Source organism: Streptomyces sp. KLMMK (assembly GCF_036961605.1).
GTDB classification, from domain to species: domain Bacteria; phylum Actinomycetota; class Actinomycetes; order Streptomycetales; family Streptomycetaceae; genus Streptomyces; species Streptomyces telluris.
Genome location: NZ_JBAMDC010000002.1, coordinates 19,301 through 31,385, shown reverse-complemented (window position 1 = coordinate 31,385; position 12,085 = coordinate 19,301). Strand labels below are relative to the sequence as shown.

Genomic DNA, 12,085 nt, shown 5'->3' with positions numbered 1-12,085 from the left:
GGTCAAGGTTCCGCAGACCACGAGTCGGGGTTCCGCGCGCGGGCATAAGACGAGGGCGTCCCATGTCAGGACAGAAAAACAGTCCCGGACACCCTCCAAAGGGACTCTACCCCCGGTTGGACGGCGAGTTGAAGACTCCGACGAGGGGTGACTGCACGGCTTCTCATGCCGCCCCAGGCCCGGCCCGGGGCGCCTCAGGCCGCGTCAGCCGGTGACCCCGGGTACCACGAGACCGGACTCGTAGGCGATCACCACCGCGTGGGTCCGGTTCTGTGCGCCGAGCTTGGTCAGGACGTTCCCGACGTGTGTCTTCACCGTCTCCAAGCTCACCGTGAGCGACTCGGCGATCTCCGGGTTGGACATGCCGGTGGCCATCAGGCGCAGCACCTCCTCCTCGCGCCCCGTCAGCGCCGCCTTCGGCAACGCCTCGGCGGAGGCCAGCGGGCGGGGGGTGACCATGCGGCGCAGTGCCGCCGGGAAGAGGATCGCCTCCCCGGCGGCCACCACCCGCACCGCCTCCGCGATCTGCCGGACCGGAAGCCGCTTGAGGACGAACCCACTGGCTCCCGCGCTGAGCGCAGCAGTGACGTAGTCGTCGTTCTCGAAGGTGGTGATCACGACGACCTTCGGCGGTTCGGCCACGGCCGGCTCGGCCAGCAGCTGCCGGGTGGCCTCGATCCCGTTGCGACGCGGCATCCGCACATCCATCAGGACCACGTCCGGTCGCAGCCGCCGCACCTGCTCGACCGCCTCGACGCCGTCGCCCGCCTCCCCGACCACGGCGATCCCCGGCTGTGCCGCGAGCAAGGTGCGCAGACCGCTGCGGGTCACCTCGTCGTCGTCCGCGATCAGGAGTGTGACGGGGCTGCCGGTAGGGCTGCTGGTGGCGGGACCTGTGCCGGTGGCGGTGGCGGTGCCGGCAGCAGCGCCGATCACGACGGTATCGCGGGCCTCCGGGCTGGTTGCGACAGCTGCGCTCGCGTCAAAGCCGATCATGCCGGCAACCGTACCGGCAGCCGGACCGCCAGCCGCCAGTGCTGCGGCCCGACCGGGCCGGCCTCGATCTCGCCGTGCAGGAGCCTCACGCGCTCGGCCAGCCCGGGCAGGCCGTGCCCGGACGTCGGAAAAGCACCCCGGCCCGTACCCGCGCCCGTACCCGCGCTCGCCCCCGCCCCGGTCCGGTTGACCACGCTGAGCTCCAGACGGTCCGCCGCGGCCGCCACGCGGACTTCGACCGGACCGCCCGCCCCGTGCCGCAGCGCGTTCGTCAGTCCCTCCTGCAGGATCCGGTACGCCGCCCGGGAGAGCGTCCCCTGCACCTGCGTCAGCTCGCCCGACAGCTCCGGCTCCACCACTGCGCCCGCATGCCGCAACCTGTCCAGCAGCTCGGGCAGATCGGCCAAGGTGCGGGTGGGCGCGGTCTCCGCCTCCTGCTCGCGCAGCACGCCCAGCACGTAGTCCAGGTCCTCCAGCGCGGCCCGGGCCGACTCCTCGATGCTGCGCAGGGCGGCCCGCGCCGCCACCGGGTCGGCGGAGAGCACCTCGCCCGCGACCGCCGCCTGGATCGTGGTCGCCGTCAGCGTGTGCCCGATCGAGTCGTGCAACTCGTGGGCCAGCCGGTTGCGTTCGGCGAGGGCCAGCTCCCGCTCGGCCGCCAGCGCGAGCTGCTCGGCCGGCGACGGTCCCAGCAGCTTCGGCGCCGACCACCGCAGAGCGTTCGTCACCACGACGCACACCGTCGCAGCCGGCAGCACGCAGCCGAGTGCCACCGCCCAGCTCTGCCAGCCGCCCACCACCCGTACCGACCGGCCGAACAGGCTCAGTCCCGCCTCGGCGCCGAGCGGGAGAGTCAGGCTCGCGAGGAGCAGCAGTCCACTCACCAGGGCCCCCGCCCACCCCAGTGCCACGTGCAGCAGCAGCCAGAGCGGAGTCCGCCAACGGTCAGCGGCGGGATCGGGAGCGGGAACGGGAACAGGGGCCGGCGCGGTGGGACTCGGCCCGGCCCCGGACGGGCTCGCGGGCCGGCGCGCGGCCACGGGATCCGGCAACGGCACCCTCAGCAGCCGGCGGGCGGACGCGATCAGCACCCGCCGCGTGGTGCGGGCCAGCCCGGCCACACCGATCAGTACCACCCAGAGCAGCAGGGTGAGAACGAGCTGCACTCCATAGGGAGCGGATGGCCACGCCAGCGTCGGCAGCATGGCGACAGGCAGCAGGGGAAGGCTCGCCAGCGCGCCGCAGTAGGCGAACAGCGCACCCGAATACGTGGAGCCGCGCAGCAGCGGCCGGACACTCTTGATCATAATCCGCCCAGTATGACCAGGTAGCTCACCGGGGTCCTCCCCCGATCGAGGGAGCTCTTTCTCCCGCCTTCCCGCGATGTGCACCGAGCCCTCAGAGGCCAGGATCTTGCCCTGAACAGTTGGCCGGAGGACGGCCCGCCCGCACGCAGCAGGGCGGACGGCGCCTTGACCACTCTCCCCCCCCGTAAGGACGAGCATCACCGTGCGAAACAGACGAGTAGCACCTCTCCTGAGCGTCGGCATCGCGACAGCTTTCGTTTCGGCGCTGACACCAGCAACAGCATTCTCCGCGCCTGAGGCCTCTGCGGCGAAGGACCCTCTGCGGCAGTACGCACAGCAGAAGCCCCGGTGGCAGCGCTGCGACAAAGGCAGCCCCGCCGACTTTGAGTGCGCGACTCTCAAGGTGCCGCTGGACTACAGCGATCCCGGCGGCAAGGAGATCGACATCGCGATATCGCGGCTGAAGGCAAGCAGCGCGAAGGAACGCCGCGGCGTTCTGCTGCTCAACCCCGGCGGCCCCGGCGGCCCGGGCCTGGACATGCCCGTCGACCCGGACATGAAGCTCCCCGAGGAAGTGACGAGACGGTACGACGTCATCGGGTTCGACCCGAGGGGCGTCGGGCGGAGCTCTCCCCTCACCTGCGGTCTGACTGAAGACGAACAGAACTTCGAGCGCCCGTACAAGGCCGAGACCTTCGCCAAGGATGTGGAGTGGGCCCGTACGGTGGCCGACAAGTGCCACGCCAAGGCGGGTGACACGCTGCGGCACCTCACCACCCGCAACACCGCTCGCGACATGGACGTCATCCGTGCCGTGCTGGGCGAGGAGAAGCTCTCCTACCTGGGATTCTCCTACGGCACCTACCTCGGCGCCGTCTACACGCAGATGTTCCCCCGGCGAACCGACCGGTTCGTGCTGGACAGTGCAACCGACCCCGCGCGGTTCGGGCGGGGCATCTTCCAGGGGATGGCGGAGGGGACCGAGCCCGCCTTCACGCGGTGGAGCGAATGGACTGCCCGGCACCACACGACGTACCAACTGGGTCGCACCCCGGCCGAGGTCCGCAAGACCTTCTGGGACCTGATCGCCCGGGCCGACCGCGAACCCGTCGTCCACGACGGAAAACACCTCACCGGCGACGACATCCGCTCCGAGCGTGCCATGTTCTTCCGCGTCCAGAACGCCGCCCGAAGGGTCGCCGAACTGAAGCAGGCCGCCGAGGGCAGGAAGCCGGCCCCGTCCGGCACCCCGGGGCAGGCCCCGGCCCCCGTTCCGCCGGCGTCCGCCCGTGACATCCCCTCGGACAACGCGGCCGCGAGCGCCTGGGCCGTCATCTGCGCCGACACCCGCACGTCCTGGCCGGACGACCCCGAGCAGTACCGCCGCGACGCGATCCGCGACAAGGCCCGGTATCCGCTGTACGGCGATTTCGCGTCCCATATCAAGCCGTGCGCCTTCTGGAAGCAGGGCAGCGAGCCCGTGACAGCCGTGAACAACAAGGCCCGTGTTCTGATCCTGCAGAACGAGTGGGATCCCCAGACACCCCTGGCCGTCAGCCAAGGCATGCACCGTGCTCTGCACGGCTCCCGGATGGTCACCGTCGCCGGCGGCGAGGGTCATGGCGTCTTCGGTACCGGCTCCTGCGCGGACCGGAGCGCCACGGACTATCTGACCACGGGCAGGCTCCCGGCCGAGGACCTGACCTGCCAAGCGCCGACCGGGTAACAGGAACGGCCGGCCGGCGCCGGGCATGCTGCGGGCGGGCGACCCGGCGCTCGGGCGCAGCGCCGTCGGCCCGCCCGGTTCAGCAGTCCGTGCCTTCTTCCGGTGCCGGCAGGCGGAGGAATGCCGTCAGGAAGGCACTGGTGAGGTAGAGGGCGGCGAAGACCCACATGAGGCCTTCGACGCCGAGGGGGCCGAGGAGGAGGCCCACCAGGGCGGGGCCGAGAAAGGTGCTGGCGCCCGCGCCCAGGTTCAGGGCCGACATCGCCTGGCCCTTGTGGTCGGGTGCCAGTGACGGCATCAGGGCGGACAGCGGCACGTATCCGGCGAGCGTGGCGCCGAAGAGGCTCACCAGCACCACGGCCATGGGGAAGTCGTCGCCGGCCGCGACCGTCCCGTAGTGGAGCAGGAGGGTGGTCACCGCGCAGCCGACGCCACCGCACCAGGCGACGGTGCGCTGCCAGCCGATGCGGTCGCCGACCACGCCGAAGACGAGGTTGAAGAATATGTTGGTGGCGAACATCGCGGAGAGCAGCCGCAGCCACTCGCTCAGGGTGAAGCCGAGCGTCTCGGTGAAGAACACCGGCAGGAAGACGAGGAAGCCGAACTGGGGCGCGGTGTTGATGGCCCGCACGACAGCTCCGATCCCGATGCGGGGCCTGCGCCAGACGATGGCGAGCGAGCCGATCAGGGTGGCGAGGGGGCGTTCTCCGGCGGGGGCGAGGCGACGGCGGCCGGTGGGTTCGCGCACGAGCAGCAGGGTGATGGCACCACCCGCGGCGACCAGCCCCAGGGCGAGCCACAGCGTGCCGTAGGCGCCGATGCGCGGTACGGCGAAGCTGGCGACGAGGGAGCCGAGGGTGGGGAGGCCGCCGGTGAAGGCGAACCAGAACCAGCCGACCGCGGAGCCGAGCCGCCGCCGGGGCGTCACGGCGGTGACCCAGATGAGGAAGCCGTAGGCGAAGAGGGGGTAGCCCAGGCCCCGCAGGCCGTAGCTGATCAGCAGGAGGGGGAAGTCGGTCGTGGGGAGGGCGAAGAGCAGCAGGGCGATCTGGAGGACGACCCAGATGCCGAGGCCGAGCGTCATGACGCGGCGCGGCCCCCACAAGTCGCACAGCGCGCCGGAGAACCAGGCGGCGACGCTGGCGGTCACGCCGTAGACGCTGAACAGCAGGGCCACCTGCTGCTTGGACAGGCCCTCGTCCAGCAAGTAGGGCGACAAGTAGCCGGATTCGACGCCGTCTCCGATCATGAAGACGAGGACGCCGAGGTAGCCCCAGGCGAGGGCCCGGGGCAGGCCGGCGCGGTCCAGCAGGTGTCTTCGGGGGGCTCGGTCGGCCGACGATGCAGGGTCCATGACAACGGTCACGGCAACCACCTTCCGGGGGCGGTGCGGAGCGGGAGGGGGCGCGGCGCAGCACGGAGGGGGGTGTGCCGGTGCGCAGCGACGAAGCGCCACGATGAAACGGGGCGGTGCGGGCGTCAACGCGGCGGGGAAAAGCCCCCGCGGCGGCTCCGGCCGGTGGCGTGAAATCACCGGCCGGTGCGCGTCATGCGGGTCGGGCGACGGTGCGTCGGCCCTGTTCAGGAAGGTGACGGCAGGGGTCCTCAGCCCGCTCCGGTACGTGAAGTGTGCGTGAAGTTCACACGGGTCGCACGGACCTCGACGGCGTCAGCGGCCGGGGACGACGCGGACCTCGACGCCTTGCTCGCGCAGCCGCCGCACCTCCGCGACGGGGGCGGCGTCGTCCACCAGGACCAGGTCGAAGTCGGTGAGGGGGGCCAGCGCGTACAGGCCCTGGTTGGCGAACTTGGTGTGGTCGACCAGCAGCACACGCCGGGTCGCGGCCGCCATCATCGCCTGCTTGACCTGCACCGTTTCCGGCGACATGTGGTAGCAGCGGCCGCCGGTGACGGCGGTCGTCGACATGAACAGCACGTCGGCGCGGTACGCCTGCGCGCTCTGCGCGGCGTGCAGGCCCATGAAGGCGTCGTAGGCCGGGAAGTAGGTGCCGCCGAGCGCGATCAGCGAGATCCCCGGTTCGCGGGCCAGTGCGGAGACGACCGGCAGCGCGTTGGTGATGACGGTCAGCGGTGTGCGGCCGGCCATCTGCCCGGTCAGGCCCAGGCACGTCGTGGAGTCGTCGATCATCACGACCCGGCCCGGCGCCAGGAGGTCGGCCGCGGCACGCGCCAGCCGCTGCTTGGTCCGCGTCATCGACGTCATGCGTTCGCCGACGCTGCCGTGGAACTGCGTCGACGGCAGGCAGCTCGCACCGCCGCGCACCTTGCGCAGCCACCCCTGGGCCTGCAGCGCGTCCAGATCGCGGTGCACGGTCATCACGCTGACGCCGAACTCCTCGGCCAGCGCGGACGTCCGGACGAACCCCTTGGCCGTCACCAGGTCGCGCAGCTGCCGGCGCCGCTCCTCCTGGCCGTCTCCGCGCGTCACGCCACCGCTCCTCCCCGGGACGCCCGCACCGCAGCGGGGGCTCACCGCCGTCACCATCATGTGAATCTCACATGAACCTAACACGGCGCTTCCGGGCCGGGCCCCGCCCGTACCGGCCCCGGGAAGGACCTCACACCGCGCGCCTCCCGCGGCGCGGGAAATGGGCCGTGGCCGATTGACGCCCTGCCCGGCGGCGGGTTTCGCTACGACCGCGAACCGGCCGTCGTCCCTGGTGACGCGGCCACTGCGAAGAGGCAGGTACTCGAAGTCATGTCGGTTCTCACCATCGACGTCGGTACGTCGGTGATCAAGTCGGTCGTCTTCGACGACCAGGGGCGCGAGATCGCGGTCTCGCGCGTCGCCACCGAAGTCCTGCGGCCCCGGCCCGGCTGGGCGGAGCAGGACATGGACGCGGTGTGGGACGGCGTGGTCCGCACCGTGCGCGGCGCCCTGTCCGGGCTCGGTCCGGACGCAGGCTCCGTGTGGCTCGTGAGCCTCACCGCGCAGGGCGACGGCTGCTGGCTGGTGGACGGCCGGGGCCGCCCCACCGGGCCCGCGGTCCTGTGGTCCGACGGCCGCGCCGGCGGCCTGCTGCGGCGCTGGGAGGCCGAGGGCGTCCTGGAGGAGGCGTTCCGGCGCAACGGCTCCCTCACGTGCGGCGGCATGCCCAACGCGATCATCAGCTGGCTCGCGGAGCACGACCCGGAGCGGCTGGAGCGCTCCGCGACGGCCCTGACGGCGGCGGGCTGGCTGTTCCTCAAGCTCACCGGCGTCGCAGCGATCGACGCGTCCGACGCGTCCGCGCCCTTCCTCGACCACGCCAGCGGCGACTACGACCCGCGGATCGTGGAGCTGTTCGGCCTCGCCGGGGCCCGCCGGCTCCTGCCCCGCGTCCTGGGCGAGGACGAGCGCATCGCCGGGATCACCACGCGCACGGCCGGCGAACTGGGCCTGCCCGCCGGGCTTCCCGTGGTCATGGCCCCGTACGACATCGCCGCGACCGCCCGCGGCGCCGGAGTGGTCGACCCCGGCCAGGCCTGCGGCATCCTCGGCACCACCTTGTGCACCGAGATCGTCACCCGGCACGTCGACACCACGGGCGAGCCCTGCGGGATCAACATCGCCTACGGGGACCGCGAGCGCGTCCTGCGCGCGTTCCCCACCTTGTCGGGCACGGAGGTCCTGGACTGGGCGGCCCGGACCCTCGGCGTCGAGGGGCCCGCCGCGCTCGGGGAGCTGGCCTTCGGCACCGGACCGGGCGCCGCGGGCCTCGCCTTCCTGCCGTACCTCTCCCCTGCCGGGGAACGCGCCCCCTTCCTCGACCCGCGTGCCCGCGGCACCTTCTGGGGCCTGTCACTGGAGCACACCCCCGCCCACCTGGCCCGCGCCGTCTTCGAGGGCCTGTCCCTCGTGGTGCGCGACTGCCTGCGCGCCTCCCGTACCGAGGTCCGCGAACTGCGCCTGTGCGGCGGCGGATCGGCCAGCGACGCCTGGTGCCGGCTGATCGCCGACGTCACCGGGGTGCCCACGGCCTGCAGCACCGACACCGAACTCGGCGCCAAGGGCGCGTTCCTGACCGGCCTGGTGCTGACCGGGGCGGAGCCCAGCCTGCGCGACGCGGCGGCGAAGTACGTCCGGATGCGCGCCGGCTGGGAGCCCGACCCGGAACGGAGCGCCTTCTACGACGAGCTCTACGCCTCGTTCCTCACCTGGCGCGACGCCGCCCGCTCCCTCGGCTGGTCGCCCGCCGCCGCACCCGCGCGCGTACCGGCCCCGATGCCGGCACCCGCACCGGCCCCCGTAGGAAACGCCGCACATGCCTGATCACCAGCACTCGCAGCACGCCCCCTCCCCCGTTCCCTCCCCTCTCGTCGACCCCGGCGCCGTCCACCTCGGCCTCGACCTCGGCACCCAGAGCGCCCGGGCCGTCGCCGTGGACGGCACCGGCCGTACGGTCGGCGCCGCCTCCCGGCCACTGACCGGGAGGCGCGAGGGCGTACGCCACGAGCAGGACCCCGAGCAGTGGTGGCCGGCCCTCGCCGACGCCTGCCGCGATGCACTCGCCGGCATCGCCCCCGAACGGGTGCGCGGCCTGGCCGTCGACGCCACCTCCGGCACGATCTTGCTGGCCGACAGGCACGGCACGCCGCTCACCCCCGGTCTGATGTACGACGACGGGCGCGCCCACGCCTGCACCGAGCGCGTCAACACGACCGGCGCCGCGGTGTGGGAAGCCTGCGGCTACCGCTCCATGCAGCCTTCCTGGGCCCTCCCCAAACTCCTGTGGCTGCTGGAACAGGGGCCGCTGCCCGCCGGGGCCCGGCTGCTGCACCAGCCGGACCTGATCACCTGGCGGCTGACCGGTCAGCAGACGGCCGCCGACGCCAGCCACGCCCTGAAGACCGGCTACGACCTCGTCGAGGAGCGCTGGCCGGAGGCGGAACTGGCCGCGCTGGGCGTCCCGCACCAGCTGCTGCCCGAGGTCGTACGCCCCGGCACCGTCCTCGGCACCGTGTGCGCCGACGCGGCGCGCGCCACCGGCATCCCCGCCGGCACCCCGGTCGTCGCGGGGATGACGGACGGCTGTGCCGCGCAGATCGGGGCGGGGGCGCTCGCGCCGGGCTCCTGGAACTCCGTCCTGGGAACCACCCTCGTCCTCAAGGGCGTCAGCAGCCGCCTGGTACGGGATCCGGCGGGCGTCGTCTACTGCCACCGCGGCCCCGGCGGCACGTGGCTGCCCGGCGGGGCGTCCAGCAGCGGCGCCGGGGTGATCACCCGGCACTTCCCCGGGGCCGGCCTCGACGCCCTCACCCGGCAAGCCGCCGCGTCCGCCGCCTCCGGTTCGACGGCCGTGGCCTACCCGCTGACCGGCGCGAGCGGGGAACGCTTCCCCTTCCGCGCCCCGGAAGCGACCCCCTTCGTCCTCGGCCGGCCCTCCGGTGAAGCCGAGCACTTCCATGCCTGCCTCCTCGGCGTGGCCTGCGTCGAACGGCTCTGCTTCGACTACCTGGACCACCTCGGCGCCCCCGCCGACGGCCCCGTCACTTTCACCGGCGGAGGTGCCGGCAACCCCTACTGGTCGCAGCTGCGCGCCGACCTCCTGGGCCGCACCGTCCGCCTGCCCGAGCAATCCGGGAGCGCCACCGGCATGGCGGTGCTCGCCGCGACCGCCTCCGGCGCCACGCTGGAGGACGCGGCGGCCGCCATGATCCGCGTTCGCACCGAGCTGCGCCCCGACCCTGCGCGCACCGCCCGTCTCCTTCCCCGCTACCTCGACTTCGTCGACGAACTGACCCGCCGCGGCTGGCTGGAGCCTGCCGTGGCGGCGCACGCCCGCAGAAAGGCCGAGCAGTGACCGACTTCCTCCTCGCACGCCACGGCGAGACCGAGTGGCACGCCGAGAACCGCTACGCGGGCCGCAGCGACGTGGCCCTCACCGAACGCGGCCGCCGCCAGGGCGAAGCGCTCGGTGCCTGGGCGGCCGGACAGGAACTGGACGCCGTGATGTGCTCGCCGCTGTCCCGGGCCCGGCTCACCGCCCGGCCGGCCGCGGCCGCACTGGAGCTGCCTCTGCAGGTGGACGAGCGGCTGACCGAGGTCGCCTTCGGGCGGGGCGAGGGCCTGACGCGTACGGAAATGGCCCAGGCGTTCCCCGCGGAACTGGCCGCCTTCCTCGACGACCCGGTGGCCCACCACCTGCCCGGCGGCGAGGACCCGGCGGCAGCCGCCGCCCGGGCCGTCTCCTGCCTGACGGAAACCGCGCGCGACCTCCCCGGCGGCCGCGTCCTCGTCGTGGCGCACTCCACCCTGCTCCGTCTCGCCCTGTGCGCGCTGCTCGGCATCCCCCTCTCCCGCTACCGCGTCATCTTCCCGGCCCTGGAGAACGGAGCCCTGACCGAGCTGAGGCTGCGCGAGGGGCAAGCGTCCCTGCTGCGCCTCAACGCGCCAGTCACCGCCGCCGCCCCCACCCGTGCCTGACCCTTCGTCCGATCCTTCCTGGAGCACCACCGTGACCACCACCGTCCTTGCCGCGGGCGACCACTTCGTCCTCCCCCGCCTGCTGACAGAGGAACTCCGCGCCGCCGTGCCCGAGGCCCCGCTCGACGTCCGCGAGCTGACCCTGCCCTGGCCGCACACCCCCTTCGGACCGGTCGCCGAGGTCGACGAGGCCTCGGGCACGGAGGACGCCCTGATCGAGGCGCTGCGCGGGGCGCGCGTGTGCGTCACCCAGATGGCACCGCTGACGGAACGGGTCCTGCGGGCCTGCCCCGACCTGGAGCTGTTCTGCATCAGCCGGGGCGGCCCGGTCAACGCCAACCTGGCCGCCGCCACCCGCCACGGCGTCGCCGTCAGCTACGCGCCCGGCCGCAATGCCACGGCCACCGCCGAGCACACCCTCGCCCTGCTGCTCGCCGCCGCCCGGGGCATCGGCGACGTCCACACCGACCTCAAGCGGGGCACGTGGCGCGGCGACTACTACGACTACGACGCCTGCGGCATCGAGATAGAGGGGTGCGTCGTCGGGCTGGTCGGCTTCGGCGCCATCGGCTCCCGCGTGGCCCGCGTGCTGGTCGCCATGGGGGCGCGTGTCCTGGTGCACGACCCGTACGTGCCGGCGGAAGCGCTCGCCGGCCTGGCCGAGCAGGTCACCCTGGAGGAACTGCTGCGCCGCTCCCGCATCGTCTCGCTGCACGCGCGCGTGACGGACGAGACGGTGGGCATGATCGGCCGGGCGCGGATCGCGGCCATGCCGCGCGGCTCCGTCCTCGTCAACTGCGCGCGCGGCGCCCTGGTCGACTACGACGCCGTCTGCGACGCCCTGGAGTCCGGTCACCTGGCCGGCGCGGGCTTCGACGTCTTCCCCGCCGAACCGGTGCCGGCCGGCGCCCGGCTGCTGTCCGCTCCGGGCGTGGTGCTCACCCCGCACATCGCGGGCGGCAGCCGGCAGGTCGCCCACAAGGCCGCGCGGATCGTCGCCGCGGAAGTCTCCCGCTTCCTCGACGGCAAACCCCTGGCCCACTGCGCCAACCCGGAGGTACTGGCGGCGTGAGACGGGGCTCAGCGGCCCGCCCCGGCCGTTCTGCCCGGGGCGGGCCGCCTCGGTCGGAGCCGCGGCTCAGCGCGGCCAGAGCTGGATCAGCCACTCCTCCGTGCCGTGGAAGAACATCTCGCCGGCCGTGTGCCGTTCCCGTGCCGCGACGCGGCCCCGGCTCGCCGCGCGCAGCCGGTAGGCGCCCGGCCCGCCGAGGTCGACCGGCTCTCCCGACGGATAGCCGTCCCACTCGTTGAGCTGCACCTTCCCGTGGCGGAACAGCTCGAACTCCACCGTGTCCAGGGTGTCCCAGCTGCCCGGCGGCGCCGGCGGTTCGCCGGACCAGCTCTCCAGCCGCACCCGCGGGTGGAAGTCGGTGGTGGCGCACCGGAAGAGCACGCCGCCCGGCCCGGCGAGCACCGTCCAGCGTCCGGGGGCGGTGCTCACCGCCGCCTGCGGATCGGCGCCGTCCTCCAGGCCGCGCAGGAAGAAGGTGAAGTACGAGACACAGGGCTCGGCGGTGCGCGCGCCGAGGAGTTCGGCGGGCGGGGGTGCGGCCGTCACCGGCTCACCTC

10 protein-coding genes are annotated in these 12,085 nt (G+C 73.3%); 5 read left to right on the top strand and 5 right to left on the bottom strand.

Annotated features, from left to right (window positions below; all coding sequences use genetic code 11):
* Positions 1 to 204: 204 nt before the first annotated feature.
* Both V7793_RS00795 and V7793_RS00790 read right to left on the bottom strand, forming a co-directional pair.
* Positions 205 to 996, bottom strand: coding sequence for a response regulator transcription factor (locus V7793_RS00795; RefSeq protein WP_335580883.1), 792 nt, complete (start codon positions 994 to 996; stop codon positions 205 to 207).
* Positions 993 to 2,303: a sensor histidine kinase gene (locus V7793_RS00790; RefSeq protein WP_335580882.1), complete on the bottom strand. Its 1,311-nt coding sequence runs from the start codon at positions 2,301 to 2,303 to the stop codon at positions 993 to 995. The genes V7793_RS00795 and V7793_RS00790 overlap by 4 nt, the downstream gene beginning before the upstream one ends.
* A 202-nt stretch (positions 2,304 to 2,505) precedes the next feature.
* Between V7793_RS00790 and V7793_RS00785 the strand changes: the two genes are divergently transcribed.
* Positions 2,506 to 4,029, top strand: coding sequence for an alpha/beta hydrolase (locus V7793_RS00785; RefSeq protein WP_335580881.1), 1,524 nt, complete (start codon positions 2,506 to 2,508; stop codon positions 4,027 to 4,029).
* A 79-nt stretch (positions 4,030 to 4,108) separates the two neighbouring features.
* Here the strand turns inward: V7793_RS00785 and V7793_RS00780 are convergent, their stop codons facing one another.
* Together V7793_RS00780 and V7793_RS00775 are read right to left on the bottom strand one after the other, a co-directional pair.
* Positions 4,109 to 5,395 carry an MFS transporter gene (locus tag V7793_RS00780; protein ID WP_335580880.1) on the bottom strand — a complete coding sequence of 429 codons (1,287 nt, stop codon included), beginning with the start codon at positions 5,393 to 5,395 and terminating at the stop codon, positions 4,109 to 4,111.
* Between the two features lie 303 nt (positions 5,396 to 5,698).
* Entirely contained in the window at positions 5,699 to 6,478 is a 780-nt protein-coding gene (locus V7793_RS00775) for a DeoR/GlpR family DNA-binding transcription regulator (protein ID WP_335580879.1), read from the bottom strand.
* A 270-nt stretch (positions 6,479 to 6,748) separates the two neighbouring features.
* Here V7793_RS00775 and V7793_RS00770 point away from each other — a divergent pair, with 270 nt between their 5' ends.
* From V7793_RS00770 to V7793_RS00755, 4 genes are read left to right on the top strand one after another with little or no spacing between them, the layout of a single operon-like run.
* Entirely contained in the window at positions 6,749 to 8,302 is a 1,554-nt protein-coding gene (locus tag V7793_RS00770; RefSeq protein WP_335580878.1) for an FGGY-family carbohydrate kinase, read from the top strand.
* Positions 8,295 to 9,833, top strand: coding sequence for an FGGY-family carbohydrate kinase (locus V7793_RS00765; RefSeq protein ID WP_335580877.1), 1,539 nt, complete (start codon positions 8,295 to 8,297; stop codon positions 9,831 to 9,833). Before V7793_RS00770 ends, V7793_RS00765 begins: the two co-directional genes overlap by 8 nt.
* On the top strand, positions 9,830 to 10,456 hold the full coding sequence (locus V7793_RS00760) for a histidine phosphatase family protein (RefSeq protein ID WP_335580876.1): 627 nt from the start codon (positions 9,830 to 9,832) through the stop codon (positions 10,454 to 10,456). Before V7793_RS00765 ends, V7793_RS00760 begins: the two co-directional genes overlap by 4 nt.
* Before the next feature lie 31 nt (positions 10,457 to 10,487).
* Positions 10,488 to 11,528 (top strand): 2-hydroxyacid dehydrogenase, encoded by a 1,041-nt coding sequence (locus V7793_RS00755; protein ID WP_335580875.1) that lies wholly within the window; start codon positions 10,488 to 10,490, stop codon positions 11,526 to 11,528.
* Between the two features lie 66 nt (positions 11,529 to 11,594).
* Here V7793_RS00755 and V7793_RS00750 read toward each other — a convergent pair whose 3' ends face one another.
* Positions 11,595 to 12,074 carry a hypothetical protein gene (locus V7793_RS00750; protein ID WP_335580874.1) on the bottom strand — a complete coding sequence of 160 codons (480 nt, stop codon included), beginning with the start codon at positions 12,072 to 12,074 and terminating at the stop codon, positions 11,595 to 11,597.
* Between the last annotated feature and the right edge of the window lie 11 nt (positions 12,075 to 12,085).